We start from the raw sequence: 26,310 nt of genomic DNA, 5'->3' as shown, positions 1-26,310 counted from the left end.
TAGCCGCCGTCGCGATGAGCGTCGCACTCCTCGCGACCGGCTGCGCCGCAGGCGACTCCGGTTCGGGCGGGGGCGAGGGCGGCGACAGCGCCAACCTCGCGATCACGTTCCTGCCGAAGAACCTCGGCAACCCGTACTTCGACACCTCGTCGTCCGGCGCGAAGGAGGCCATCGGCGAGTTCGACGGCACGTTCGCCGAGGTCGGCCCCGCCGAGGCGACGCCCGACGCGCAGGTCAGCTACATCAACACCCTCACGCAGCAGGGCGTGGGTGCGATCGCCGTCTCGGCGAACGACCCCGAGGCCATCTGCGACGCGCTGAACGAGGCTCGCGACGCCGGCGTGAAGGTCGTCACCTTCGACTCCGACACGAACCCCGACTGCCGCGACCTGTTCATCAACCAGGCCGACGCAGAGGGCATCGCCAAGGTGCAGGTCGACCTGATCGCCGACCAGATCGGGGGCGCCGGCGAGATCGCGATCCTCTCGGCATCCGCCAACGCGACGAACCAGAACGCCTGGATCGAGATGATGGAGGAGTACCTCGCGAGCGACTACCCCGACATCACGCTCGTCGAGACGGTCTACGGCGACGACGACGACCAGACGTCGTTCGACAAGACCGCGGCGCTGCTGCAGACCCACCCCGACCTCAAGGGCATCATCTCGCCCACCACGGTCGGCATCTCGGCTGCAGCCCGCTACCTCTCGACGTCGGAGTACAAGGGCAAGGTCGCGCTGACCGGCCTCGGCACCCCGAACCAGATGCGCGAGTACGTCGAGGACGGCACCGTCACCGCGTTCGCACTGTGGAACCCGGCCGACCTCGGCTACCTCGCGGCCTACGCGGCGAAGGCGCTCATCGAGGGCGACATCACGGGCGCAGAGGGCGACTCGTTCGAGGCCGGCAAGCTCGGCGACTACGAGGTCGGCGCCGACGGCGTCGTGCTCCTCGGCGACCCGTTCGAGTTCAACGCCGACAACATCGCGGACTTCGACTTCTGATCGGATGCCGCACCCGAGGCCCGGCGGCGGTTCACCCCGCCGGGCCTCGGCCGTTCCAGGGCCACCCCTTTCGCCAGGCGGTGCCCGCACGTAGGCTGGATCCTGGAAAGCGCATTCCCATTGCACTCTCCCGTTCTTCCGTGTAGAGTCTTGAAACGATTCATAACGGGCCGCGAAACCGCACCACGGAGCCGCACCACAGAGAACCGCACCACCGAGAACCGCACCACCGAGAAAGGACGGCGAGCTCGATGACGAGCCACCCCGAGGGCACCGCCCCGGAACGTGTCTGCTTCCAACTGCAGGTCGACCCCGCCCGCCTCGACGAGTACCGCGAGCGCCACGCCGCGGTCTGGCCCGAGATGCTCCACGCGATCGCGGACTCCGGACGCCGCGACTACTCGCTCTACCTCCGCGCCGACGGCCTGCTGATCGGCGTCTACGAGACCGACGACGACGAGGCCTCGCAGCGCGCGCTCGAACTCGACCCGCGCACCGCCGCCTGGGAGGCCGAGATGGCGGAGTTCTTCGTCTCGCTCGACGGCTCCCGCCCCGACCAGGGCGCTCCGCGCCTCACCGAGGTGTTCAACCTCGAAGACCAGCTCGCGGCCCTCGCGCCCGAGCCCGAAGTCACCGCCGACGACACCGACCACGCGGCATCCGTCGCAACGCAGACCACCGCCGACCACGCGGCATCCGCACCTCCCATCGCAGAAAGCAGCCACCCGTGAGCACCTTCTCCGCAGACCAGCTCGCCCAGCTCGAGCAGCAGGCCATCGAACTCCCGAGCTGGGCGTTCGGCAACTCGGGCACCCGCTTCAAGGTGTTCGCGACGCCGGGCACTCCGCGCGACCCCTACGAGAAGATCGCGGATGCCGCGCAGGTGCAGAAGTTCACGGCCCTCGCGCCGACGGTGGCCCTGCACATCCCGTGGGACAAGGTCGACTCCTACGACGACCTGCGCGCCCACGCCGAGGGCCTCGGCGTGCAGCTCGGCACGATCAACTCGAACACGTTCCAGGACGACGACTACAAGTTCGGCGCCCTCACCCACGAAGACGCCGCGGTGCGCCGCAAGGCCATCGACCACCACCTCGAGTGCATCGACATCATGCACGCGACGGGGTCGCGCGACCTCAAGATCTGGCTCGCCGAGGGCTCGAACTACCCCGGCCAGGCCGACCTGCGCGGCCGCCAGGACCGCCTGCAGGAGTCACTGCAGGAGATCTACGCGCGCCTCGGCGACGAGCAGCGCCTCGTGCTCGAGTACAAGTTCTTCGAGCCGGCGTTCTACCACACCGACGTTCCCGACTGGGGAACGTCCTACGCCCAGGTGGCCGCCCTCGGCGACAAGGCCATGGTCTGCCTCGACACCGGCCACCACGCGCCGGGCACGAACATCGAGTTCATCGTCATGCAGCTGCTGCGCCTCGGCAAGCTCGGCTCGTTCGACTTCAACTCGCGCTTCTACGCCGACGACGACCTCATCGTGGGCGCCGCCGACCCGTTCCAGCTGTTCCGCATCCTCTACGAGGTCATCCGCGGCGGCGGCCTCAACAACCCCGACGTGGCGTTCATGCTCGACCAGTGCCACAACGTGGAGGACAAGGTGCCCGGCCAGATCCGCTCGGTGCTGAACGTGCAGGAGATGACCGCCCGCGCCCTCCTCGTCGACGGTTCGGCCCTCGCCGCCGCCCAGCGCAGCGGTGACGTGCTCGAGGCCAACCGCGTGTTCATGGACGCGTTCTACACCGACGTGCGCCCCGCCCTCGCAGAGTGGCGCGAGTCGCGCGGACTGCCCGCCGACCCGATGGCGGCGTTCGCGGCATCCGGATACCTCGCGAAGATCGCGGCCGACCGCGTCGGCGGCGTGCAGGCCGGTTGGGGCGCCTGAGCGGATGTCGCAGCTGACGGCGTACGGCGCGGCCGACGGGCTCGTGCGGGTCTACCCCGCGAGCACGTCGGATGCCGCGGCGCGCCGCCGGACGCCCGCGCTCGTCTGGGCGCACGGCGGAGGATTCGTCGCCGGCGACCTCGACATGCCCGAGGCGGAATGGGTCTCCCGTTCGCTGGCGGCGCGCGGCATCGCCGTGGTCTCCGTCGACTACCGGCTCGTCGCGGCCGACGGCTCCGGCCGCCTTCCGGCCGGATCCGACGACGTGCTCGCCGCCTGGCGCTGGACCCTCGAGCACGCCGACGAGCTCGGCATCGACCCGGGCTGCGTCACGATCGGCGGGGCGAGCGCCGGGGCGAACCTGGTGGCCGGCGCGGTGCTCCGCATGCTCGGCGAGGCCGACGACGCGCCACCCGCGTCGCTGCCCGCCGGCGTGTTCCTCGCGTATCCGACGCTGCTCGCCGTGCAGCCCGCACCCGACGCCGCCCTCCGCGCACTGCTCGACGCGAACCCCGCGGCCGACCGCTTCGGGCCGGCCGCCGTGCGCGGCATGTACGAGACCTACCTCGGCGGCCCGCTCGACGAGGCCCCGCTGTTCGCCGTGCCCGGCCTCGCCGCGGCATCCGACCTCGCAGGGTTCCCGCCCGTGCTCATGATCAACGGCGAGGCCGACGAGCTCCGCGTCTCGGGCGAGGTGTTCGCCGCCACGCTGGTCGAAGCCGGCGTCGACACCACGTGCGTCGTCGAGCCCGGCACCGAGCACGGGCACCTGAACCGACCGGGCGAGCCCGCGGCATCCGCTTCGATCGAGCGCATCGTCGCATGGTTCGCGAGTCTCGAGACGGGCGTTGCGCGCCCGACTCGACCGGCAGACCTCCACCACCACCGACTGACCGCAGTCACCACCGAAGGAATCACCTCATGACGAACCAGGCTGCAGCCGACCTCATCGCGCGGTCGAACCGCCTCGGCGCCGACCCCAAGAACACGAACTACGCCGGTGGCAACACCTCGGCCAAGGGCACCGAGACCGATCCGGTCACGGGCGAGCCCGTCGAGCTCATGTGGGTCAAGGGCTCGGGCGGCGACCTCGGCACGCTCACCGAGCAGGGCCTCGCGGTGCTGCGGCTCGACCGGCTGCGCGCGCTCGTCGACGTGTACCCCGGCCTCGACCGTGAAGACGAGATGGTCGCCGCGTTCGACTACACGCTGCACGGCAAGGGCGGCGCGGCACCGTCGATCGACACGGCCATGCACGGCCTCGTCGACGCGGCGCACGTCGACCACCTGCACCCCGACTCGGGCATCGCGATCGCCACGGCGGCCGACGGCGAGGAGCTGACCGCGAAGGTCTTCGGCGAGAAGGTCGTGTGGGTGCCGTGGCGCCGCCCCGGCTTCCAGCTCGGACTCGACATCGCCGAGATCAAGGCGGCGAACCCCGCCGCGATCGGCTGCATCCTCGGCGGGCACGGCATCACCGCATGGGGCGACACGTCCGAGGAGACCGAGGCGAACTCGCTCTGGATCATCGACACCGCCGCCGCGTACATCGCCGAGCACGGGGCCGCGGAGCCGTTCGGCCCGGTCGTCGACGGCTTCGAGCCGCTCGAGCCCGGCGAGCGCCGCGCGAAGGCCGCCGCCCTCGCCGCGACCGTGCGCGGACTCGCGAGCCACGACAAGCCCATGGTCGGCCACTTCACCGACGCGCCAGAGGTGCTCGACTTCCTCAGTCGCGAGAAGCTCGCCCCGCTCGCGGCCCTCGGTACGAGCTGCCCCGACCACTTCCTGCGCACGAAGGTCAAGCCGATGGTGCTCGACCTTCCGGCATCCGCGAGCATCGAGGACTCGGTCGCCCGCCTGCAGGAACTGCACCAGGCGTACCGCGCCGACTACCAGGCGTACTACGACGCGCACGCGACCGCCGAGAGCCCCGCGATCCGCGGCGCCGACCCGCTCATCGTGCTCATCCCGGGCGTCGGCATGTTCAGCTACGGCGCGAACAAGCAGACCGCGCGCGTCGCCGGCGAGTTCTACGTCAACGCGATCAACGTCATGCGCGGTGCCGAGGCGCTCTCGACCTACTCCCCCATCAGCGACGCCGAGAAGTTCGCGATCGAGTACTGGGCGCTCGAGGAGGCCAAGCTCCAGCGCATGCCGAAGCCGAAGCCGCACGCGGGCCGCATCGCGCTCGTGACGGGCGCGGCATCCGGCATCGGCAAGGCCATCGCGACCCGCCTCGCGGCCGAGGGGGCGTGCGTCGTGATCGCCGACCTCGACCTCGAGAAGGCGCAGGCGGCGGCAGCAGAGCTCGGCAACGCGGATGTCGCGATCGGCGTGCAGGCGAACGTCACCGACGGCGCGGCGATCCAGCGCGCGATCGACGACGCGGTGCTCGCGTTCGGCGGTCTCGACCTCGTGGTGAACAACGCCGGACTCTCGCTCTCGAAGCCCCTGCTCGAGACGACCGAGGCCGACTGGGACCTGCAGCACGACGTCATGGCCAAGGGCTCGTTCCTCGTCTCGAAGGCCGCGGCGCGCGTGCTCATCGACCAGGGCCTCGGCGGCGACATCATCTACATCTCCTCGAAGAACTCGGTGTTCGCCGGGCCGAACAACATCGCGTACTCGGCGACGAAGGCCGACCAGGCCCACCAGGTTCGCCTGCTCGCGGTCGAGCTCGGCGAGTACGGCATCAAGGTGAACGGCATCAACCCCGACGGCGTCGTGCGCGGCTCCGGCATCTTCGCGAGCGGCTGGGGTGCGAACCGCGCCAAGACCTACGGCATCGAGGAGGAGGACCTCGGCAAGTTCTACGCCCAGCGCACGATCCTGAAGCGCGAGGTGCTGCCCGAGCACGTCGCGAACGCGGTGATCGTGCTCACGGGCCCCGAGCTCAGCCACACGACCGGCCTGCACATCCCCGTCGACGCGGGCGTCGCGGCCGCCTTCCTGCGATGAGCGCGGGCACCGTCGCGGCGGTCGACCTCGGCGCGACGAGCGGGCGCGTCATCCTGGGCCGGGTCGACCAGCGCGCCGGCGCGCTCGAGCTCGACCACGTCGCCCGGTTCCCGAACGGGCCGGTGCGGCTCGCGTCGGGCCTGCACTGGGACTTCACGGGCCTGTACCGCGACCTGACGGCCGGCCTCGCCGACGCGTTCCGGCGCGACCCGGCGGTCGCCTCGATCGGCATCGACTCGTGGGCGGTCGACTACGGGCTGCTGCGCGGCGACCGCATGCTGGGCGAGCCGTTCCACTACCGCGACGAGCGCAACGAGGCCGCGGTCGACCAGGTGCACGCGGTCGTGCCGTTCGCCGAGCTCTACCGCCGCAACGGCCTGCAGTTCCTGCCGTTCAACACGGTGTACCAGCTCGCGGCCGAGCGCGCCTCAGGCCCAGCCGCCGGCCCCGGTTCCGGCCGGCAGGGCGGAGGCCTCGGGCTCGCCGACTCCCTCCTGCTCGTGCCCGACCTCATCGCGTTCCAGCTCACGGGCCGCCGGGTCGCGGAGCGCACGAACGCCTCGACGACCGGGCTCGTCGGCGTGCACACCGGGGAGTGGGACGACGAGCTCATCGAACGGCTCGGGCTCCCGGCATCCGTCTTCGCACCGATCGTCGCGCCCGGCGACTCGCTCGGCTCCCTTCGGCCGGCGGTCGCCGCACAGCTCGGCGCCCCCGCGGGCGTCGAGGTCGTCGCGGTCGGCTCGCACGACACCGCCTCGGCGGTCGTGGCCGTGCCGATGCGCGCCGAGTCGGCGGCCTACATCTCGTGCGGCACCTGGGGCCTCGTGGGCGTCGAGCTCGAGCATCCGGTGACGACGGATGCCGCGCGCGACGCGAACTTCACGAACGAGGCGGGCGTCGACGGGCGCGTGCGGTTCCTGCACAACGTCATGGGCCTCTGGCTGCTGTCGGAGTCGGTGCGCTGGTGGGAGCGGGACGGCGAGACGATCGTGCTGTCCGAACTGCTCGCGGCCGCGGCATCCGTCACCGCGCCGGTTGCCGTGTTCGACGCGGACGACCCCCGGTTCATGGCGCCGGGCGACCTGCCGGGCCGCATCGCGGAGTGGTGCGTCGAGCACGGCGTTCCGGCGCCGCAGACGCGCGCCGAGTTCGCCCGCTCGATCATCGAGTCGCTCGCCGAGGCGTTCGCCGGCACCGTGCGCCAGGCATCCGTGCTCTCGGGCGTCGACGTCGAGACGATCCACATCGTCGGCGGCGGCGCGCTCAACGAGCTGCTCTGCCGCCGCACGGCCGACCGCTCCGGCCTACCCGTGCTCGCGGGCCCGGTCGAGGCGACCGCGATCGGCAACGTGCTCGTGCAGGCTCGGGCTGCGGGGTTCGCGCACGGCTCGCTCGAGGACCTGCGCGCACTGGTCGCGACCGCGTTCGAGCCGCGCCGCTACGAGCCCAGCGCCCGCTGAGGCGTGGCGATCAGTGGCCGTGCGCGGCGAGTTGGATCAGCACCACGCTGAGCCCGACCGCCATGAGCGTCGCGAGCGCGACGAGTTGCTTCCACCAGGCCGCATGGGTGCGTCGCACGCCAAGGTAGGCGATCACGCCGAGCGTCACGACGTACACGACCGAGACGATGCGCAGCGCCGTCTCGAGCTCGACGAGGCCGACGGCCGCGAGCACGAGCACGACCACCGGCACGCCGGCCGAGGCGAGCGCCGAGGCCGCGATGCGGAGCATGACCCGCACCTCGTGGCCGTCGGGGAACCTGGAGTGCACCGAGAGGAACGAGATGACGTCGGCGGCCAGGCCGGCGGCCGTGATCGCGAGGATGCCCACGACCAGCTCGATCGCGACGCGGCCCGCGACGAGGTGGTCGACGTTCGTCAGCTGCACGAGCACGATGGCGAGGCCCGTGAAGGTCGCGTAGACGCGCTCCTTCAGCGCCTCGGCGCGCACGTTCTCGGGCTTCACCCGGTGGTCGTCGCGCGCCGCCGCATCGGCGGCCGCCTCGTGCCTGCCTCCGGAACTGGATCCGGCCCCCGCGTCATCCATGAGCGTTACGGTAGCAGCCGCCGCGCCCCGGGGTCAGGCCGAGACGGATACCGCGCGCACACGCCCTGCGGCCAGTTCGGTGTCGCGCATGCCGAGCGCCGACACGCCCACGCCGTACGTGACGAAGTCGCCGGTCGGCCGCACGCTGACGCCGACGATGCTGCCGTGGTCGCCGCCGTCGGTGACCTCGAGGTCGTCGAGCAGGGCGCCGCGCACGTGTTCGGGCATGGCCGACAGCGGCACGACCTCGGCGTCGCCGGCGAACGTGACGGTGGCGGCGGGGATCTTGATCCACGGCATGAGCGGAACGCGCTTCGCGATCGGCACGGTGATCGAGACGTTCGGGTTGGCGGCGATGTGCCGCGTCTTCCAGGCGAGGTCGTGGCTGGTGAACCAGACGCGCTCGCCGTGCACGGCGTGCATGACCCCTGCGGTGCGCGATTCGCCGCGCGCGGTCACCATGCCGATGACCATGAAGTTCTCGGCGGTGATCGCCTTCCAGACGTCGCCCCGTTCGATGTCGACCATGTCGATCCCCCTCTGTAGCTTTACAATGTAAAGCGAGTGTACGAACGAGAGCTTGACATTGTCAAGTGCTTTCTGGAGCGGGTCCCGGGCACTTGCCCGATGACGACTCGGCAACGACGATGGGAACACGATGACCGACACGATCCCCACCGGCGCCCCCGGGCGAGCAGCACTCCTGCGCGCCATGGAGGAGCTCGCGCGCGAGCAGGGCGTGAACAGCGTCGGCCTCCGCGAGGTCGCGCGCCGCGCCGGCCTCTCCCACGCCGCTCCGACGCACTTCTTCGGCAGCCGCGAGGGCATGATCCGCGCCCTCGCGCTCGAGGGCCTCGCCCTGCTCGACGACGAGCTCTGCACGGCGCAGGAGCGCGCAGCACATCTGCCGGGGCGTGAGCGGCTCGTGCAGGACTCGCTCGAGTTCGTGGCCTTCGCGCAACGAAACCCGGCCCACTTCGACGCCATGTTCCGCACCCCGAGCATCGCCCGCGGCGACGAGACGCTCGACCGCGCCCGCCTCGCCGCCCTCGCCGGCCTGCGCGCCCTCGTCGTCGAGGTGCACGCCGCCGGGGACATCACGGGCGACGTCGAGAGCACGTTCCTGCAGCTGTGCGCCATGAGCCACGGCATCGCCTCGCTCGCGGTCGACGGCGTGCTGCACGGCTTCGACGAGATCGCGCCCAGCGACGAGGCCATGGGCGTCGCCGAGCGCATCATCCGCGCGCAGGTCGAGCAGCTGCCGTGAGGCCCGGCCATCAGGTGGCGGATGCCGCGGCCCCGCGCCCTGAGAGGATCGAACCATGACCGACTCCCTGCTCGTGTCCCTGCCCGGCGCCACCCTGCGCGATGCGGTCGGCCCGCTGCCCGAGGGCGTCGACGTGGTGCTCTGGGATCTCACGGGCCCTGCTCCCGCCGACCGCATCGACCTCGTCGTGCCGCCGTACATGGGCGCCTCGGCGAAGCTCGGCGCGCTCTCGGGCGTCACCACGCGCCTCGTGCAGTCGCAGTCGATCGGCTACGACGACATCGCCGAGGCGCTGCCGCCGGGGCACGTCTACGCGAACGCGGCATCCGTGCACGAGACCTCGACCGCCGAGCTGACGCTCGCCCTCGTGCTCGCGGCCCAGCGCGGCATCCCCGACTTCGTGCGCGCCGCCGGCGAGGGCCGCTGGGCACCCGCCCGACACGCGAGCCTCGCCGACCGGCGCGTGCTGCTCGTCGGCTACGGCGGTGTCGGCAAGGCCATCGAGGAGCGGCTGCTGCCGTTCGAGGTCGAGGTCACCCGCGTCGCCAGCCGCGCCCGTGACGACGAGCGCGGCCGCATCCACGGCATCGACGAACTGCCGTCGTTGCTGCCCGACGCCGAGATCGTCATCGTGGGCGTGCCCCTCGCCGACGACACCACCGCGCTCGTCGACGACGCCTTCCTGTCAGCGCTGCCCGACGGCGCGCTCGTCGTGAACATCGCCCGCGGCCGCGTGGCCGACACCGACGCGATCCTCGACCATGCGAGCCGCGGCCGGCTGCGCTTCGCCCTCGACGTCACCGAGCCCGAGCCGCTGCCCGACGGGCACCCGCTCTTCGCCCTGCCGAACGTGCTCGTCTCACCGCACGTCGGCGGCGCCTCCACCGCGATGATGCCGCGCATGGCCCGCCTCGTGCGCGACCAGGTCGAGCGGATGCTCCGCGCCGACGAGCCGCGCAACGTCGTGCTGCGCAGCTGAGCCGCGGCACCCCGCACTCGCAACGCCACCCGAACACCCGGAAGGATCCCATGCCGATCTTCGACCACGCCTTCGACTGGACCCGCCGCAACGTCGACGACGGACCCCTGCCCTCGGCCGTGCTCGGCATCGCCACGCCCGACGGCATCGTCGCACTCGAGGCGTTCGGCGCGACATCCGTCGACGAGCACTACCCGCTGTTCTCGGTGACGAAGCCGATCGTCGGGCTCGCCGCGCTGCGCCTCGTCGAGCAGGGGCTCATCACGCCCGAGACCCCGCTCACCGACGCCCTGCCCGAGTTCGGCGCCGGGCGCGACGACGTCGTGCGCCTGCGACACCTGGCGAGCCACACCTCGGGCATCGCCGAACCGCCGATGGACGTGCCCGGCCTGCGTGCGCTGCTGCAGCGGCCCGGCCGGGACTTCGCGGCGGGCACCGCCAGCCGGTACTCGACCCTCGCCTACGAGGGCATCGCCGCGCTCATCGAGCACGCCTCCGGCGCGCCGTGGGAGCACGCGGTCGCCGCCGTCGGAGCGCGCGTCGGCGCCACGGGCTTCACGTTCGACGCGGCGGCGAGCCGGCACGCGCCCGTCGACGCCGCCGAGCAGGGACTCGACTATGCGGAGTTCGCCGCCCTGCGGCATCCGGGAGCCGGTCTCCTCGGGCGCGCCGAAGACCTGCTGGCCGTCGGCAGCGCACTGCTGCGCGACGACGGCTCGCTCGTGTCGCGCGTGACCAACGCCGCGATGCTGCGCCCGCTCACCGTCGGCGTGCCGAAGCTCGAGCCCTACATCGCGTCACGCGGGCAGGACTGGGGCTTCACGTGGAACCTGCGCCACTCGGCTCCCGGCCTGCTGGCGAGCGACACCTACGGCCACGGCGGATGGGCCGGCACCGAGTTCTGGATCACGCCGTCGCTCGGCATCTGCTTCGTGCTGCTCACGAACATCGGCGGCGGCTTCGGGCGTTTCGGCGTCGACGGCGACCGGCTGCACAACGCGGTGGCCGCCGGCGCCTGAGCGCGACGGGTCTGCCCTGCAGCTCGGCTCGGCTCGGCCCGGCTCAGCCCGGCCCGGCTCAGCCCGCCGTCAGTGCGCCGTCAGCGGGTCCAGGTGCCGAGGCCGTTCGTGTCGAAGAACTCCAGGTTCATCGTTTCAGCGCCGCCCCCGAGCGTGAACGTCGCGGACGACTTCGACCCCCACGGCGCATTCTCTCCTGACGGCACGAAGGCGAACTCGTCGCCGTCCCACGGTTCGAGCTCGAGCTCGTATCCACCGTCGGGGCCGAGCGCGGCCACGAGCGCGTCGCCCTGCACCTCGACGACCGCGTCGCCGTAGTACGGGTTCGTCCAGGTGCCGGCGTACTCCTCGAGCGGGCCGGGCGCCGCGGCATCCGTCGGCCGGTCCTCGCCGGCGAGGTCTCCCGCGGGCTCGTAGTAGTGCGCGAAGGCGCCCCCGTAGTCGCTCAGCCAGTCGCGATGCACCTCGCCGAACTGCACCCGGTCGAGGAACGTGCTGACGATCGCCTCGGGCACGCCGATCGGCCCGCCGTTCGTCAGGGCGACGACCCCGAGGCCGAGGCTCGGCACGATCTGGAAGTTCGTCGCGGCGCCGAGGCAGAACGCGCCCGAATGCGACGCCGTCGTGTGGCCCGTCGGATCGGTTCCGGTGTTGAACCCGTAGCCGTAGAAGCTCGCGCGCAGGTTCGAGGCGCCGGCTTGGCCCGAGACGATCTCTGGCGTGAGCGCTGGGACGAGCTGATCGGCGGAGACGAGCTCCTCGCCCGAGAAGGTGCCCTCGTCGAGCAGCAGGGACATCCACTTCGCGAGGTCGAGCACGTTCGAGCTGACGCCGCCCGCCGGGGTCTGGGCGTCGGCATCGCGCTCGTAGAGCGGCTGGAACTCGCCGTCCTCGAGCGCATGCAGTGTCGCGCGGTTGTCCTCGTCGAGGAACTCCTCGTAGCGCGAACTCGTGGAGTCCATGCCGAGCGGCTCGTACAGGGCCTGCTCCGACAGTTCCTCCCACTCGGTGCCGACGGCGTTCGCGACCGCTTCGGCTCCCGCGGTGAGCCCGAAGTTCGCGTACTTGTAGGTCGTGCGGAACGGTTCGAGCGAAAGCTGGTCGAGCCGCGTGAGGATGTCGTCGCGGTCGTAGCCGATGTCCTCGAGCGAGTCGCCCGCGGCCATCGGCAGTCCCGAGCGATGGGCGAAGAGGTCGCCGACGGTGACGTGGTCGGTGACCCACGGGTCGGCGAGCGCGAACCCGGGCAGGTACTGCGCTGCCGGCGTGTCCCAGGTGAGACCGTCGCCCAGCTGCGAGGCGACCACGGTCGCGGCGATCGGCTTGGACATCGAGGCGATCTGGAAGACGGTGGACTCGTCGACGGGTGCGTCCTCGCCGACCTCGCGCACGCCGTATCCCTTGGCGAACAGCAGTTCGTCTCCGTGCACGACCGCGACGGCCGCGCCGGGCACGCCCGACGCGTCGAGGATCTCCTGGATGTCGCCCTCCAGCGCATCGAGTGCGCTGTCGAGTCCGCCCTCCGCCACCTCGACCGCGTCGCCGGGCGGCGGGCCGTCGGCGGACACGCGTGGTGCGTAGGGTTCGGGATCCGGCGCACACCCGGCGAGCGCTACTGCCATGATCACCGCTGCCGAGACGGCAGCACCTCGGACAACGCGCATGGCGTTCCTCCCCCATCGGACCGGCTCCCCCGAGCCTCGGGTCCTCGACGGGACCCGACACCGCAGCCTAGCGGCCGGGCCGCATCCAGTGCACGACTCCCGCGCGGCTATTCGCTGACGCTGCCGACCGGCTGCACCTCCGCGTACCCTTCGAGCACCGACTGGATGCTCGCGAGCGCGGCCTCGTCGAGCCCGCCGTCGCCGGTGACCGCCTGCCAGCCGTCGAGCACGACATCGCCGTAGTTGTGGCCGTGACTGGCCGGCACGGACTCGCCCATGAACATGTCGATGACGAGCTGCAGCGCGGTCACCCCCGGGATCCAGCGCATCGAGTCGCTGACCTCGTCTGCGCGCTCCTCGGGCTTCAACCAGTCCGGCTCGGCCCAGAGGAGCTCGAGGCCGAGCCAGGTGACGGGGTCGTTGGCGTGCTGCAGGTACGCGACGCGGGGCGACTCCCAATCCGGGCCGAGTGCGTGGAAGTCGCCGGGCACCGACAGCCACCGCACCTCGCGACCGCCGTCGACGACGGGCTGCCACTGCGGACTGCCGGCATCGCGCTCCGCGGTGAGGGTGCGCCACATGGTCGAGCCGTTCGGGCTGCCGATGAGGAGCGCGCCCTCGGTGTTCGACCTCATGTCGTCGAGGCCGTCGAAGGCCTCCTGCGTGCCGTGCGCGCCGAGGCTCAGGCCGTAGACCACGAGCTGGGGGCGGGTCGCCTCCGGCAGGGTGTCCCACTTCGCCTTCACCGCGTCGAACAGGGCGACGGATGACGCGACCGGCGCGTCGGGGTCGAAGAGGAACGAGACCCAGCTCGGCGTGTACGCGTACTGCATCGACACGATCGCCGTGTCGCCGCCGTGCAGGTACTCGACCGCGTCGACGGCCTGCGGTTCGAGCCATCCCGACCCGGTGGTCGTGGCGACGACGAGCACGTCGCGCTCGAACGCTCCGGTGCGCTCGAGTTCGCGGACGGCGATGGCGGCGCGCTCCTCGACGGTCGGCGCGTTCGCCTGGCCGACGTAGACGCGCACGGGCTCGAGCGCCGGTCGGCCGGTGAGCTCCTCGATGTCCGCCGCCTTCGGGCCGCCGCCGAGGAATGCCGTGCCGTGCCGACCGACGAGGTCCCACTCGACCTCGGAACCCGGGCCCGCCGAACGGAAGGCGCTCATCGGCTCGGTGACCCACGGTGCCGCCGGGCCGTTGTTCGCGAGGTAGAGCCGGTCGATGCCGAACATCAGCACGGCCACGACCGCCACGGTCGAACCGACGACGATCGCGGTGGCGACCGTCACGCCCCAGCCCCGACCGAACCTCGCCGTCATGCGGATGCCGAGCCGCCGCTCGGCGCGGGCGAGGGCGAGGCCGATGAGCACGACGGGCACGAACCCCACGAAGAAGATCAGCGCGTCGAACCCGTCGATCTCGGGCAGCTCGACCGTTCGGCGAACCTCGTTCTGCCACCCGACCGAGGCGACCGCGAGCACGATCGCGAGCAGCACGGCGACGCCGAGGTACACCCACCACGCGAGACGACGGTGCTCGGGTGTCGGACGCCAGCGGACGAAGCGGCGCACCAGCCACCACGCGAAGACCCCGATGCCGTATCCGATGAGGAACGCGAATGCGGTGATGATGCCCTGGAACAGCGCAGGGCGCGGCAGCAGCGACGGCGTCATCGAGAGTGCGGCGAACAGCAGCCCAATGAGGGCGCCTCCGGGATCGAGTCTCCACCAGCGACCGCGCACGCGAACCCCCTTCGACGGCGCCTCAGGCGGCGGCGTCACCGCATCATGGCACGCTGCCCGCGCCAGACCGCGGCGACACGGGCATACGGCGCCCGTGCCGCCGCGGTCGCGTGCCGCCGCGTACCCGTCAGGCGGACGCGTCAGCGAGCGCGGCGAGCTCCTCGCCGGTCAGCTCCAGCCGGATCGACGCGAGCAGGTCGCCCAGCTGCTCGACGCTGCGCGCGCTGGCGATCGGGGCGACGACGGTCGGCTGCTGACGGAGCCACGCGAGCGACACCGAGGCGACGGATGCCGCGTGCGAGGCCGCGACCGCGTCGAGCGCCGCGAGCACCCGGGCACCGCGTTCGCCGACGTACGGCGCCGCACCCCCGGCGCGGACGCTCGCGCCCTCGGCGGTGACATCCGCCTCGGTGCGGTACTTGCCGGCGAGGAACCCCTTCGCGAGCGAGAAGTACGGGAACACCGCGAGCCCCTCGCGTTCGGCGCGCTCGCGCAGGCCGTTCGTCTCGAAGTCGCGCTCGACGAGGTTGTAGTGCGGCTGCAGGGCGACCGCACGGTGGAAGCCGTTCGCGGACGTCACGTCGAACCACTCGTCGATGCGCTCGGGCGTGTAGTTCGAGATGGCGATCGCACGCACCTTGCCGGCGTCGACGAGGCCGGAGAGGGCGCCGACCGTCTCCTCGAGCGGCACCGACGCGTCGTCGAAGTGGGCGTAGTAGAGGTCGATCACGTCGGTGCCGAGGCGCTGGAGCGAGGCATCCGCCGCCGCCCGGATGTTCGCGGCCGACAGGCCCGTGAAGTCGGGGTGCGTGCTGACCTTCGTGGCGATGACGACGTCGTCGCGCGAACCGCGCGACGCGATCCACTCGCCAATGAGGCGCTCGCTGTCGCCGCCCGTGTTGCCGGGCACCCAGGCGGAGTAGCCGTCGGCGGTGTCGACGAAGTTGCCGCCGCCCGCCGTGAAGGCATCGAGCACGGCGAAGGTCGCGTCGCGGTCGGCGGTCCAGCCGAACACGTTCGTGCCGAGCGAGAGCGGCGCGATCTCGAGGTCGGATGCGCCGATGCGCACGCGGTCGGCGGTCTGGGCGGATTCGGTCATGGTGACTCCTGACGGTTCGGGCTCTGGCACGGAGCACGGGCATGCGCCCGGCGGCGACAGTGAGTCCAACGACGACCGGATGCGGGTATTCCCCTGTTGCCCCGCGTGACGCGCGCGCTCGCGCAGGTCGCTCGCACTCGGACACAGAAATTCAGGAGATCCCGGCACGTGGGCCCCTGTAGGCGTCTACAGGTCAAGATCTCCTGAATTTCGGATGCCGCCCGCCCGGGTTTGTCCACAGTCCCCGCGTTCCCGGGCCGACCGCGCCGCCGGGCGGGCAGACTCGCCCCGTGACGGCGAGCGCGGGGGTGACGACGGTCCTGCGTCGTGCAGGCGGTGCGGCAGGATTCGCGGCGTTGGAGGCCGCGGGCGTGAGGCGCGAGGCTGCGGCGAGCGCGGTGCATGCCGGTACTGCGACTCGGATCCGGAACGGATGGTTCGCCGCGCCGGACGCCCCGGACGACGTCGTGCGCGCGATCAGGGTCGGCGGCATCGCCACCGCATCGACGGTCGCGAGGATCAGCGGCCTCTGGGTTCCCGAACACGACCGGCTGCACGTGCGCGTGGCCGCGAACGCCTCACGGCTGCGATCACCTCACGATCGCACGCGCCCCCTCGACGCCGCCGCGCACGGCGTCTGCCTGCACTACCGCGGGCGGATCCGCGGCACCATCGGCCGCGATCCGCTGTCGACCGCCCTCGGCGAGATTCGCGTGCACGCCGATCACCGATGCCCTCGCGGCAGTCGAGTCGGCGATCGAACGCCGCGTGCTCGATCCGGGACACCTCGACGCGGTGCGCGAGGCGATGCCGATCGGTCGCCGCGCCGTGCTCGATCGGCTCGACTTCGGCGGGCAGTCCGGCCTCGAGACGAAGGTCCGGCTGTTCCTGCGGAGCCGCCGGATTCGGTTCCGCACCCAGGCACCGATCGAGGGCGTCGGCCTCGTCGACTTCCTCGTCGGCGACCGCCTCGTGATCGAGGTCGACGGGTGGAGCTTCCACAGTTCTCAGTCGCAACTCGAGAACGATCGGCGGCGCGACTTCGAGCTCATGACGCGTGGGTACCTCGTGCTGAGGCTGAGCTACCGGCAGGTCACCCACGACTGGGAGCGCACGTCGGCGGGGATCCTCGCATTGCTCGCACGCCGGGAGCACCGGTGGCGCGTCGGGCCGATCGGTGCCGGGCCCTTCCCGTCGATCTGACGCGTCTCCCGCCGACCGGCCATCCGCGCCGCCCACGGGCGCAGAAATTCAGGAGATCCCGGCATTCACGCCCCTGTGGGCGTCCATAGGTCAAGATCTCCTGAATTTCGCGGCGGCCACGACGCAGGTCAGGATTCACCGGTCCGCTCGGCCCGCCCGGAGCGCTCAGCCCGCGAGCCGCGCCGAGACCTGCCAGGCGCCGCGGCGGACCGCCCGCTCGAGCTGCGTCGACCGAGCGGCGAAGTCCTTCGCCTGCACCGAGACCGAGACGGCGCCGACCGTGCGGCCGGCGGCCGACCGCACAGGCGCCGCGATGCAGGCGAGCTTCGGCAGGTACTCCTCGATCTCGACGGCGACCTGCTGCGCGCGGATCTCGTCGAGCTGGTCGTTCAGCGCCGCGGCATCCGTGATGCTCGAGGCCGTGAGTCGGGTCGGCGAGTGCCGCTCGAGGAAGCGGGCGACCGCCGCGTCGTCGCGCGAGGCGAGCATGAGCTTGCCGAACGCCGTGGTGTGCGAGGCCTCGGAGAACCCGACGTGCAGCTGGCCGATGCGCGGGTGCGCGACCGAGTCCTCGATGTGCGCGACCGCGATGTCGTCGCCGCGGAACACCGTGAGGTACGCCGGCGCGCCGACCGCGTCGTGCATGGCCCGCAGCACCTGGCGCACCGGATCGGTCGCGACGAGCTGGTACTGCAGCGCACGGCCGAGCTGGTCGACGGTTCGGCCCAGGATGTAGCGGTGCTCGCCCGACTGCCGCGCGAGGTAGTCCTGCTTCTGCAGCGTCGCGAGCAGGCGATACGTGGTCGATTGCCCGAGTCCGAGGCGCTGCGCGATCTCGGCTGCGGTGAGGCCGGTCGGCGCCGCCCCGACGAGCTCCAGGATGCGCAGCACGCGCTCGGCCGACTGGATGCCCGCGCCGCCGTGGCGCTCCTCTGCGCTCATGCCCACGATGCTACGCCGGGCACCCGGCCCGCGGAACGGGTGCCCGGCGGCGGGCGCGACGGATCCGAGGGCGTTTCGCACATAGTGCGAACGAGGTGTGACACGGATGCCGCGGCGGCGCAGAGTTGGGCCCGTCGCCGCCGACCGCGGCGGCCGCCCGAGTCGCCGACCCGCGGCATCCGACCAGCTGGCCCTGTACAGCGACGTGCAACCCCGGAGGTACCCCTCATGACCAAGATCCTCATCATCACCGGCGACGCCGCCGAGACGCTCGAGGTGCTCTACCCGTACGAGCGGCTGAAGGAGGAGGGCTTCGAGGTGCACATCGGCGCACCCGAGGTGCGCAAGCTGCAGTTCGTCGTGCACGACTTCGTCGACGGCTTCGACACGTACACCGAGAAGCTCGGTCACACCTGGCCCGCGGATGTCGCGCTCGCCGATGTCGACCCGGCCGACTACGCGGCGATCGTGATCCCGGGCGGACGCGCACCCGAGTACCTGCGCAACAACGAGGACGCGAAGCGCATCGTGCGCCACTTCTTCGAGTCGGATGCCCCGGTCGCGGCCACCTGCCACGGTCCGCTGCTGCTCGCGGCCGCCGGGGTGCTCGCCGGGCGCACCTCGTCGATCTACCCCGAGCTCGCGATCGACGTCGAGGTCGTGGGCGGCATCTTCGAGAACGGCGGCGGCGTGGTCGACGGCAACCTCGTCACCTCGCGCGCCTGGCCCGACAACGGCACGTGGATGAAGGCGTTCCTCGGCGTGCTCGCCGAGGCGGGTGTTCGCGCCGAGGGCGAGCTCGCCGCGGCATCCGCCTGACGCGCTCCGAGTGCCGCCGCCGGTGTCAGCGCCGGCGGCGCTCGTCGGCCCCCGGGCCGTAGATGATGATGCCCGCGATCGGCACGAGCAGCCACCACAGCCACGCCCACGCCCAGCCGCCGAGGAATCCGCTCACCAGGAACAGGATGAGCGCGATGAACGGCACGAGCGCCATGATCGTGGCCCCGACCCCGCCGCCGAGCGCCCGCGAGCCCGAGCGGCCCGAGGCCTGGCCCGCCGGCTCGAGGTCTGGATCCGTGAAGGTCGCCGGGCGACCGACGGGCTCCGTACCGCCGTATGGCGCACCCGCTGCACCCGCCGCACCCGCCGCACCCGGTGATCCGGGCGCCGGCGGCGTCTCGGCGGGCAGGTCGGCGAACAGGGGCACGAGGTCGCTGCGCGTCACGGCGGAGCGCGCGCTCGCCGCCCGCTCGCCGTACTCGACGGCCGACAGCCGCCCGGCCGCGTGCGCGTCGGCCAACCGCGCCACCGCCCGCTCGCGCTCGGCGTCGCTCAGACGCAGGTCTGGCTGCTCGGGGGTCGCGTACTGGTCGCTCATACGCCCAGTGTGGCCGACTGCGCACGACGGGCCAACCCCTGGCACCGGGGTCTGCACAGCTCGGCGGCGTAGCATCGGAGGCACACCCTCGATGGAAGGTCTCCATGCCCATCTCGGCAGAACCCCGTGTGGCCCTGTACTTCGACTTCGACAACATCGTCATCTCGCGCTACGACCAGCTGCACGGCGACAGCCAGTACCGACGCGACACCTCGCGCCGCAAGACCGTCACGCCCGGGTCCGAGACCGCTGAGCGCCTCACCCAGGCGACGGTCGACGTCGACGCCGTGCTCGACTTCGCGGCCACGTTCGGCACGATCGCGATCGCCCGCGCCTACGCCGACTGGTCGACGCCCGTCAATGCGAGCTACCGCGGCCAGCTCATCGACCGCGCAGTCGACCTGGTGCAGTTGTTCCCGCTCTCGGCGACGAAGAACGGCGCCGACATCCGGCTCGCCGTCGACGCGATCGAGGACATGTTCCGCATCGACGACCTCACGCACATCGTGATCGTCGCCGGCGACTCCGACTACGTCGCCCTCGCGCAGAAGGCCAAGCGCCTCGGCCGCTACGTCGTCGGCATCGGCGTCGCGGGCGGCACGAGCCGCGCCCTCACGGCGGCCTGCGACGAGTACGCCGACTACGACGCGCTGCTCTCGACCGACGAGACGGTCGATCAGGTGGCGGATGTCGCGGCACAGGCCCCTGCCGGCTCGAGCCGCCGCGGGTCCCGCAAGTCCTCGGCGCCGAAGGAGGCCGCCGCGCCGGATTCGGCCGACGCCTCCGACACGGCCGCAGACGCCGAGGCCGACGCGCCGGGCGGTGCGAAGGCGGATGCCACGGCCGCCCCCGCGAAGCGAACGAACCGCCGCGCGAAGTCGGGCGGAGCCGCAGCGCGCGCCGCGGCATCCGCCGTCGAGAACGACGACGACGACATCGTCGAGGCCGCACCATCGGGTCCCCGCGGAGTGCCGACCGTCGCGTTCATGCCGCCGGAGGCGTCGGCCCCGACGCGCAACCCCGGCCGCCTGCTCGTGAAGGCGCTCGAACTGCTGCGGGCGAAGAACGACGACGAGTGGCAGTCCTCGGGCGCCGTGAAGAACCAGATGCTGCGCATGGACCCGTCGTTCCAGGAGCGCCGGCTCGGGTTCGGCTCGTTCACCGACTTCCTCAAGTCGCGCGGCGGCGTCGTCGAGGTCGACGAGGCGGGTCGCGGGCGGGTGCGCATCCGCGCCGACAAGGACTAGCTCCCGGCGACGGCGCGGCCGCCCGCGCCCGCCGACGTGAGCCGCACGGTCTCGCGTTCGCGCCGCGGTGCGCGCTCGTGCGTCCGGCGCCATCGCATGCATCGTCGCGCCCGCCGCCGCATCACAGGATGCCGCTGACCACAAGACGTCGGTACAAGTTCGGCACATGAACTTCCCATCTCAGGACGTTCATGGGCTCTTCGATTCCGCGATGCGGTCCGTTCCTCTCAGTTGTATCTACTTGTCGTCCGGAGACCCCCTTGCCGGGGGTTTATGTCTATATACGTGACGAAAGTGAGATGAGATGAAGACGACGATCGCCGGCGCTTGCGCGCTGCTCGCGGTCATGGCCGGAGCGGCTTTGCCCGCGACGGCCGCATCTGCTGCCGAACCCCCGGAGGCGCCCAGCTTCAGCCAGCCCGGAGGGCGCTACACCGACGAGACCACCGTCGAACTCACGGCCGAGCCGGGAGCCGAGATCCGATACACGCTCGACGGGTCGATGCCGACCACGACGAGCCCGGTCTACGCCGAGCCCATCAGCATCGAGAAGACGACGAACCTCGCGGCGGTCGCGTTCCTCGACGGCGAGGCTTCACCCGCGGAGATCGAGGGATACCTCATCAAGACCGACGAGAAGCCGCTGCTGTCCTTCTTCATGATGAGCGACGTTCACACCTCGGTACTCGACGAGAAGAACCGCGGCATCTGGAAGAGCCACTTCGACACGATGGCCTCGATCAACCCGGCGCCCGACCTGATCATCTCCAACGGAGACCAGATCAACGACAACAACTGGAACACCGCGCCCGACCACCAGGTCGTCAAGACCCTCTTCGACGAGAACCTCAACCGCCTCGGCATCGAGGACACCCCGGTGCTGATGTCGCACGGCAACCACGACGTCGGCAACGCCGACATGGCGAAGTACTACGGCGACTGGTTCCCCAACGCGACCGGCGGCTACTACGAGAAGAAGTTCGGTGACAGCACGTTCCTCGTGATCGACACCGAGGCCTACTCGGGTGCGCAGCGCACATGGCTGCAGGGACGTCTTGCTGCGTTGTCGGCAGAGCCCGGCGCACTCAATCGGCCGATCTTCGTGGTCGGCCACCGCCCCGCGACGAGCACGGTGCACGACGGCGCCCAGGCCTCCAACGCGACGCTCACGACCGACCTCTCCGCGTACCCGCAGGCCGTGTACTTCTCGGGTCACTCGCACCTGAACCTGAACGACGAGCGGTCGATCTGGCAGGGCGGTTTCACCGCGGTCAACGACGGCTCCATGTCGTACACCGAGATCCCGCACGACGCGTACCAGGTCTTCGGCAACGCCCTGTGGGAGGAGGCCACGATCGCCACCGCGCAGTCGCTCTACGTCGAGGTCTACGCCGACCGCACCGAGATCGACCGCGTCAACTACGCCGCCGAGAACGAGCGCACTTACACCAACGCCCAGTGGGGCACGTACCAGTCCGGCTATCCGTTCGACAGCGCGGGCACGCTCGCCGGCCCGACGTGGACGGTCCGACTCGACGGCAGCACGCCTGCCGAGGTGCGCTCGAACTACGACTTCACCTCGGCAGCGCGCGACAACGTGGCGCCGACGTTCGAGGGGACGCCCGAGCACCTCGTGGTCGACGGTGAGGACATCCTCCGCGTTCCCGCCGCGAGCGACGACGAGTCGGTCTACGGCTACGACGTGCGGGTGAAGGATGCCGCGACCGGCGCGCTCGCGCTCCCCATCGCCGCCGGCAAGAAGGTGCTCTCCGACTTCCAGGTCGCGCCGCGCCCCAGCATCCTGGACATCCCGCTGGCGATCCGCAACGGCCGCCAGGCCGACGCACCGCAGATCACGCTGACGCAGGGCACGGAGTACATCGCAGACGTCACCGCCGTCGACATGTACGGCAACCGGTCGCAGACCAGGTCGGTGGAGTTCATCGGCGGTGAGGATGCCGCTGCTCAGCCGGGTCGCCTGAAGCTGTCAGCCAAGGCCTCCGAGGTGATTCCCGGCGAGGCGACCACGGTCACCACGGCCTTCACCAACCAGACGGACGCGCCGATGACCGGGGCATCCGTCTCGCTGAACGCCCCCGACGGCTGGCACGCGTTCGCCGCGACCGACTCGCAGTTCGCGGAGATCGCCGCCGGTGACGTGCGCACGACGGACTGGATCGTCGTGCCGCCGGCCGGCACCGAGGCCGGCGCTCACGCCGTGACCGCCGAGGCGACCTTCACCTCGGCTGACGGTCCGGGTTCGATCAGCCGCGGCACCACGCTGACGACGATCCTCGAGGGCACGATTCCGCGCTCGCGGCTCTCGATCGCCGGGTTCTCGAGCGAGGAGACGACGGGCGACCTCGCCGTGAACGCCATCGACGGCGACCCCGCGACCCTGTGGCACGGTGCGTGGACGGTCGCGCAACCGCCGACCTTCCCGCACTGGATCACGATCGACCTCGGATCCGAGCACGTGCTCGACGGGTACCGGTACCTGCCGCGTGCGCTGCCGGCCACCAACGGCAATCTCAAGGCCTACGAGATCCACGTGTCGAGCGACAACGCGACCTGGGGCGCCCCGGTGGCCGCGGGAGCGTTCGCCGGCGGCACCGGATGGAAGCAGGTCGACTTCGCCGAGACGACCGGCCGATACATCCGACTGACCGGGCTCAGCTCGCAGAACGGACTCCAGTGGGGTGGCGGCGCCGAGTTCCTGCCGATGGGGCACCTCGCCTCGCAGCAGCCCGACGTGGAGGTCACGGCCACCACGACCGCTTCGGCGGGCGAACTGACGCTGACGGTCGCCGCGACCAACCACGACACCGTTCCGGCCGACGTGAAGCTGCTCACCGCCTTCGGCGTGCAGGAGTTCGACGACGTGCAGCCCGGCACGACGGTCTCGCACCCGTTCGCGACGAAGTCGTCGACCGTCGATGCAGGTGTGGCCGTCGCCCGAGGTCGCCGTGCAGGTCGACGCAACCGACGAGGTCGGGCTCGCCCGCATCGTCGCGAACGTCTACCGCGACGGCAAGCTCGTCAAGAGCACGCAGTCGCCGGCCACGGGCAGGAGCGGATCGCACACGGCGACCCTCACGCTCCCCGACGGCGCGTACACGCTGCGCTACAACGCGCAGGATGCCGCCGGCAACATCTCGAAGACCTCGACGTTCGACTTCACGGTCGACGCCACCGCGCCGACGGTGACGGTCAAGGACGGCGCCTCGTTCACGAGCGGCGACGCGACGGCGGGCTACGAGAAGGTCAGCTTCAAGCTCGCCGACCCGGGCAAGGTCGACCGCGTCGAGCTCAACGGCGTCGTGAAGGACCTGACCGACAACCCGTGGTCGGACCTGAACTTCGTGAAGCCCGGCGTCTTCGGCGCGGTGGCCGGCGCCAACGTGCTCATCGTTCACGATGTCGCAGGCAACACGACCCGGGTCGAGTTCGTGCTGCGGTAGCTGTCTGCGTCTCGGCACATCATCGGGCCTCTGCGCGCGATCGGACGAGTGGTCCGATCGGGCGCGGAGGCCCTCTCCATGTGGTCTGACCACACGTGCTACTGTGGTCAGACCACACCGGCAGCGCAGAGGGAGGCGACGTGACGACCGACACCGAGAGCCCCCGCGCCTGGCGCGCGGTGCTCGAGCACGTCGAACGCCGACTGCTCGACGGAGACCTGCTCCCCGGCGAACGCCTGCCGGGCGAACGCGCCCTCGCAGCCGACCTCGGCGTCGGGCGTTCCAGCGTGCGCGAGGCGCTGCGCGTGCTCGAGGCCATGGGCCTCATCCGCACGGCATCGGGCTCCGGCCCGAACGCGGGCGCCATCATCGTGGCCACACCGGGCGGCGCCATGAGCGCGCTCATGCGCCTGCAGGTCGCCGCCCATGGGTTCCCCGTCGCCGACATCGTGCGCACCCGGCTCATCCTCGAATCCGCGGTCGCGGGCGAGCTCGCCGATGCGGTACCCGGCACCGGCGCCGACGCGGCATCAGGCGCCGTCAGCGCACCAGACCTCGACGCCGCCGAGCGCCTGCTCGACGCCATGGACTCCCCCGATCTCGAGCCCGCCGAGTTCCTCGCGCTCGACGCCGCGTTCCACCTGGCGCTGGCCGAGGCGTCCGGCAACCAGGTCGTGACCGCGACGATGGCCGGCCTCCGCAGTGGCATCGAGGGCTACGCGCTCGACGGCCTCGCACGCATCGACGACTGGCACGCGACATCCGCCCGCCTGCGCAGCGAGCACCGCGGCGTCGTCGAGGCGATCAGGGCAGCGGATGCCGCGGCGGCCCGCTCCCGCATCCACGACCACATCTCGGGGTACTACGCCGAGACCTTCCCCGAAGCCACTCCCGTCACCGAAGCCACCGCCGTCAACGCCTGACGGCCGCACCCACCAGAAAGCGAGAACCGAAGATGGTCCAGCGCCAGTTCCCGAATCCCAAGGAGCTCGCCCAGCTCATGCGGTTCAAGACGCCGACCCTCGACCCGACCGATCGTCGGCTCGAGAAGGCGCTCACGATCGCCGACCTGCGCACGATCGCGAAGCGGCGCACCCCGAAGGCGGCCTTCGACTACACCGAGGGTGCCGCCGAGGGCGAGCTGTCGCTGGCGCGTGCGCGCCAGGCATTCCAGGACGTCGAGTTCCACCCGTCGATCCTGCGCAGCGTGCCCGTGGTCGACACGACCCGCGAGGTGCTCGGCGGCACCAGCGCCCTGCCGTTCGGCATCGCCCCGACCGGCTTCACCAGGCTCATGCAGACCGAGGGCGAGATCGCCGGTGCGGGCGCGGCGGGCGCGGCCGGCATCCCCTTCACGCTCTCGACGCTCGGCACCACGTCGATCGAAGACGTGAAGGCCGCGAACCCGACCGGTCGCAACTGGTTCCAGCTCTACGTCATGCGCGAGCGCGAGATCTCCTACGAACTGACCCGCCGCGCGGCCACGGCCGGCTTCGACACGATCTTCTTCACGGTCGACACGCCCGTCGCCGGTGCGCGCCTGCGCGACAAGCGCAACGGCTTCTCGATTCCGCCGCAGCTGACCCCCGGCACGATCATCAACGCGATCCCGCGGCCCGCCTGGTGGATCAACTTCCTCACCACGCCGCCGCTCGAGTTCGCCTCGCTGTCGACGACCGGCGGCACCGTGGGCGAACTGCTGGACTCGGCCATGGACCCGACCATCTCGTTCGACGACCTCGACATCATCCGCTCGATGTGGCCGGGCAAGATCGTCGTCAAGGGCGTGCAGACCGTCGAGGACGCGCGCCTGCTCGCCGACCGCGGCGTCGACGGCGTCGTGCTCTCGAACCACGGCGGGCGCCAGCTCGACCGCGCCCCGATCCCGTTCCACCTGCTGCCGCACGTCGTGCGCGAGATCGGCTCCGACATGGAGGTGCACGTCGACACCGGCATCATGAACGGCGCCGACATCGTGGCATCCGTCGCGCTCGGTGCACGCTTCACGCTCATCGGCCGCGCCTACCTCTACGGCCTGATGGCCGGCGGTCGCCGCGGCGTCGACAAGACCATCTCGATCCTGAAGGGCGAGGTCGAGCGCACCATGAAGCTGCTCGAGGTCGCCACGCTCGACGAGCTCGGCCCCCAGCACGTCACGCAGCTCACGCGCATGGTGCCGATCGCCAAGCCGCTGGCGGATGCCGCTGCGCAGGCCGTCGCGACCGCCAAGCCGAAGACGACGCGCAGCCCGCGCACGCCTGCGGCGGCGAAGCCGTCGACGACCGCCGCGTCGTCGACGCCCTCGACCACGAAGGCCGCTCCCGCCAGGCCCGCCGCGAAGAAGCCGAGCGTCAAGAACTGATCGCCAGCACTTGAACGCACGCCGCCGCGTCACGACCGA

The 26,310-nt window shown here is 71.4% G+C and carries 22 protein-coding genes and 1 pseudogene; 16 read left to right on the top strand and 7 right to left on the bottom strand.

Annotation, left to right across the window (positions count from 1 at the left end):
* Positions 1-14 precede the first annotated feature (14 nt).
* From rhaS to ASE68_RS02010, 6 genes are all read left to right on the top strand, one after another.
* Complete coding sequence (gene rhaS / locus ASE68_RS02035) at positions 15-1,004, top strand: rhamnose ABC transporter substrate-binding protein (protein ID WP_369800047.1); 990 nt, start codon at positions 15-17, stop codon at positions 1,002-1,004.
* Positions 1,005-1,255: 251 nt separating this feature from the next.
* Positions 1,256-1,735, top strand: a complete 480-nt coding sequence (locus ASE68_RS02030; RefSeq protein WP_082461852.1) for an L-rhamnose mutarotase — start codon at positions 1,256-1,258, stop codon at positions 1,733-1,735.
* Positions 1,732-2,898: an L-rhamnose isomerase gene (gene rhaI / locus ASE68_RS02025; protein WP_055854671.1), complete on the top strand. Its 1,167-nt coding sequence runs from the start codon at positions 1,732-1,734 to the stop codon at positions 2,896-2,898. The genes ASE68_RS02030 and rhaI overlap by 4 nt, the downstream gene beginning before the upstream one ends.
* 4 nt (positions 2,899-2,902) lie before the next feature.
* A complete protein-coding gene (locus ASE68_RS02020; RefSeq protein ID WP_055854669.1) occupies positions 2,903-3,823 on the top strand; it encodes an alpha/beta hydrolase in 921 nt (306 codons plus the stop codon).
* A complete protein-coding gene (locus tag ASE68_RS02015) occupies positions 3,820-5,856 on the top strand; it encodes a bifunctional rhamnulose-1-phosphate aldolase/short-chain dehydrogenase (RefSeq protein ID WP_055854666.1) in 2,037 nt (678 codons plus the stop codon). Before ASE68_RS02020 ends, ASE68_RS02015 begins: the two co-directional genes overlap by 4 nt.
* Complete coding sequence (locus ASE68_RS02010) at positions 5,853-7,319, top strand: rhamnulokinase family protein (protein ID WP_055854663.1); 1,467 nt, start codon at positions 5,853-5,855, stop codon at positions 7,317-7,319. The genes ASE68_RS02015 and ASE68_RS02010 overlap by 4 nt, the downstream gene beginning before the upstream one ends.
* Before the next feature lie 10 nt (positions 7,320-7,329).
* On the opposite strand, the gene ASE68_RS02005 is transcribed toward ASE68_RS02010, so the two are convergent.
* A complete protein-coding gene (locus tag ASE68_RS02005) occupies positions 7,330-7,905 on the bottom strand; it encodes a hypothetical protein (RefSeq protein WP_055854661.1) in 576 nt (191 codons plus the stop codon).
* Between the two features lie 33 nt (positions 7,906-7,938).
* Positions 7,939-8,433, bottom strand: a complete 495-nt coding sequence (locus tag ASE68_RS02000) for a pyridoxamine 5'-phosphate oxidase family protein (RefSeq protein ID WP_055854659.1) — start codon at positions 8,431-8,433, stop codon at positions 7,939-7,941.
* Between the two features lie 130 nt (positions 8,434-8,563).
* Between ASE68_RS02000 and ASE68_RS01995 the strand changes: the two genes are divergently transcribed.
* Genes ASE68_RS01995 through ASE68_RS01985 form a run of 3 tightly spaced genes read left to right on the top strand, consistent with a single transcriptional unit; the run spans position 8,564 to position 11,170 of the window.
* Positions 8,564-9,172: a TetR/AcrR family transcriptional regulator gene (locus ASE68_RS01995; protein ID WP_055854656.1), complete on the top strand. Its 609-nt coding sequence runs from the start codon at positions 8,564-8,566 to the stop codon at positions 9,170-9,172.
* Between the two features lie 55 nt (positions 9,173-9,227).
* A complete protein-coding gene (locus tag ASE68_RS01990; RefSeq protein ID WP_055854655.1) occupies positions 9,228-10,151 on the top strand; it encodes a 2-hydroxyacid dehydrogenase in 924 nt (307 codons plus the stop codon).
* Positions 10,152-10,201: 50 nt separating this feature from the next.
* Positions 10,202-11,170 (top strand): serine hydrolase, encoded by a 969-nt coding sequence (locus ASE68_RS01985; protein ID WP_055854652.1) that lies wholly within the window; start codon positions 10,202-10,204, stop codon positions 11,168-11,170.
* Between the two features lie 80 nt (positions 11,171-11,250).
* Here the strand turns inward: ASE68_RS01985 and ASE68_RS01980 are convergent, their stop codons facing one another.
* The 3 genes from ASE68_RS01980 to ASE68_RS01970 form a co-directional block, all read right to left on the bottom strand.
* Positions 11,251-12,738, bottom strand: a complete 1,488-nt coding sequence (locus ASE68_RS01980; protein WP_055854650.1) for a serine hydrolase — start codon at positions 12,736-12,738, stop codon at positions 11,251-11,253.
* Positions 12,739-12,941: 203 nt separating this feature from the next.
* Positions 12,942-14,579, bottom strand: a complete 1,638-nt coding sequence (locus tag ASE68_RS01975) for an alpha/beta-hydrolase family protein (protein WP_055854647.1) — start codon at positions 14,577-14,579, stop codon at positions 12,942-12,944.
* A 127-nt stretch (positions 14,580-14,706) separates the two neighbouring features.
* A complete protein-coding gene (locus ASE68_RS01970; protein ID WP_055854644.1) occupies positions 14,707-15,678 on the bottom strand; it encodes an aldo/keto reductase in 972 nt (323 codons plus the stop codon).
* 768 nt (positions 15,679-16,446) lie between these two features.
* Here ASE68_RS01970 and ASE68_RS20400 point away from each other — a divergent pair.
* The gene (locus ASE68_RS20400; RefSeq protein ID WP_055854635.1) at positions 16,447-16,881 is read left to right on the top strand and encodes an endonuclease domain-containing protein; all 435 of its coding nucleotides are present in this window, start codon (positions 16,447-16,449) and stop codon (positions 16,879-16,881) included.
* A gap of 165 nt (positions 16,882-17,046) precedes the next feature.
* Here ASE68_RS20400 and ASE68_RS01960 read toward each other — a convergent pair whose 3' ends face one another.
* Positions 17,047-17,823 (bottom strand): IclR family transcriptional regulator, encoded by a 777-nt coding sequence (locus ASE68_RS01960; RefSeq protein ID WP_055854632.1) that lies wholly within the window; start codon positions 17,821-17,823, stop codon positions 17,047-17,049.
* A gap of 228 nt (positions 17,824-18,051) precedes the next feature.
* Here ASE68_RS01960 and ASE68_RS01955 point away from each other — a divergent pair, with 228 nt between their 5' ends.
* On the top strand, positions 18,052-18,642 hold the full coding sequence (locus ASE68_RS01955; RefSeq protein ID WP_055854629.1) for a DJ-1/PfpI family protein: 591 nt from the start codon (positions 18,052-18,054) through the stop codon (positions 18,640-18,642).
* A 25-nt stretch (positions 18,643-18,667) separates the two neighbouring features.
* Here the strand turns inward: ASE68_RS01955 and ASE68_RS01950 are convergent, their stop codons facing one another.
* Complete coding sequence (locus tag ASE68_RS01950) at positions 18,668-19,201, bottom strand: DUF1707 domain-containing protein (RefSeq protein WP_055854627.1); 534 nt, start codon at positions 19,199-19,201, stop codon at positions 18,668-18,670.
* A 104-nt stretch (positions 19,202-19,305) separates the two neighbouring features.
* Here ASE68_RS01950 and ASE68_RS01945 point away from each other — a divergent pair, with 104 nt between their 5' ends.
* The 5 genes and pseudogenes from ASE68_RS01945 (at position 19,306) to ASE68_RS01930 (ending at position 26,271) form a co-directional block, all read left to right on the top strand.
* Positions 19,306-20,448, top strand: coding sequence for an NYN domain-containing protein (locus tag ASE68_RS01945; RefSeq protein ID WP_055854624.1), 1,143 nt, complete (start codon positions 19,306-19,308; stop codon positions 20,446-20,448).
* Between the two features lie 304 nt (positions 20,449-20,752).
* A pseudogene (locus ASE68_RS20480) lies at positions 20,753-23,149 on the top strand (discoidin domain-containing protein); the annotation flags it as partial.
* Positions 23,150-23,384: 235 nt separating this feature from the next.
* A complete protein-coding gene (locus ASE68_RS20655) occupies positions 23,385-23,909 on the top strand; it encodes an Ig-like domain-containing protein (RefSeq protein ID WP_082462302.1) in 525 nt (174 codons plus the stop codon).
* A 140-nt stretch (positions 23,910-24,049) separates the two neighbouring features.
* Positions 24,050-24,832: a FadR/GntR family transcriptional regulator gene (locus ASE68_RS01935; protein ID WP_055854620.1), complete on the top strand. Its 783-nt coding sequence runs from the start codon at positions 24,050-24,052 to the stop codon at positions 24,830-24,832.
* Positions 24,833-24,864: 32 nt separating this feature from the next.
* Positions 24,865-26,271, top strand: a complete 1,407-nt coding sequence (locus ASE68_RS01930; RefSeq protein WP_055854617.1) for an alpha-hydroxy acid oxidase — start codon at positions 24,865-24,867, stop codon at positions 26,269-26,271.
* Positions 26,272-26,310: the final 39 nt, after the last annotated feature.

The organism is Agromyces sp. Leaf222, assembly GCF_001421565.1.
GTDB lineage: Bacteria > Actinomycetota > Actinomycetes > Actinomycetales > Microbacteriaceae > Agromyces.
Note: the sequence above shows the minus strand (reverse complement) of the source record. Positions and strands in the feature narration are given on the sequence as shown.

Bases quoted from the DNA above. Each gene is read 5' to 3' on its own strand.
- rhaS (WP_369800047.1), top strand. From the start codon at position 15: ATGAGCGTCGCACTCCTCGCGACCGGCTGCGCCGCAGGCGACTCCGGT.
- ASE68_RS02030 (WP_082461852.1), top strand. From the start codon at position 1,256: ATGACGAGCCACCCCGAGGGCACCGCCCCGGAACGTGTCTGCTTCCAA.
- ASE68_RS02020 (WP_055854669.1), top strand. From the start codon at position 2,903: ATGTCGCAGCTGACGGCGTACGGCGCGGCCGACGGGCTCGTGCGGGTC.
- ASE68_RS02015 (WP_055854666.1), top strand. From the start codon at position 3,820: ATGACGAACCAGGCTGCAGCCGACCTCATCGCGCGGTCGAACCGCCTC.
- ASE68_RS02010 (WP_055854663.1), top strand. From the start codon at position 5,853: ATGAGCGCGGGCACCGTCGCGGCGGTCGACCTCGGCGCGACGAGCGGG.
- ASE68_RS02005 (WP_055854661.1), bottom strand. From the start codon at position 7,905: ATGGATGACGCGGGGGCCGGATCCAGTTCCGGAGGCAGGCACGAGGCG.
- ASE68_RS02000 (WP_055854659.1), bottom strand. From the start codon at position 8,433: ATGGTCGACATCGAACGGGGCGACGTCTGGAAGGCGATCACCGCCGAG.
- ASE68_RS01995 (WP_055854656.1), top strand. From the start codon at position 8,564: ATGACCGACACGATCCCCACCGGCGCCCCCGGGCGAGCAGCACTCCTG.
- ASE68_RS01990 (WP_055854655.1), top strand. From the start codon at position 9,228: ATGACCGACTCCCTGCTCGTGTCCCTGCCCGGCGCCACCCTGCGCGAT.
- ASE68_RS01985 (WP_055854652.1), top strand. From the start codon at position 10,202: ATGCCGATCTTCGACCACGCCTTCGACTGGACCCGCCGCAACGTCGAC.
- ASE68_RS01970 (WP_055854644.1), bottom strand. From the start codon at position 15,678: ATGACCGAATCCGCCCAGACCGCCGACCGCGTGCGCATCGGCGCATCC.
- ASE68_RS01960 (WP_055854632.1), bottom strand. From the start codon at position 17,823: ATGAGCGCAGAGGAGCGCCACGGCGGCGCGGGCATCCAGTCGGCCGAG.
- ASE68_RS01955 (WP_055854629.1), top strand. From the start codon at position 18,052: ATGACCAAGATCCTCATCATCACCGGCGACGCCGCCGAGACGCTCGAG.
- ASE68_RS01950 (WP_055854627.1), bottom strand. From the start codon at position 19,201: ATGAGCGACCAGTACGCGACCCCCGAGCAGCCAGACCTGCGTCTGAGC.
- ASE68_RS01945 (WP_055854624.1), top strand. From the start codon at position 19,306: ATGCCCATCTCGGCAGAACCCCGTGTGGCCCTGTACTTCGACTTCGAC.
- ASE68_RS20655 (WP_082462302.1), top strand. From the start codon at position 23,385: ATGCAGGTGTGGCCGTCGCCCGAGGTCGCCGTGCAGGTCGACGCAACC.
- ASE68_RS01930 (WP_055854617.1), top strand. From the start codon at position 24,865: ATGGTCCAGCGCCAGTTCCCGAATCCCAAGGAGCTCGCCCAGCTCATG.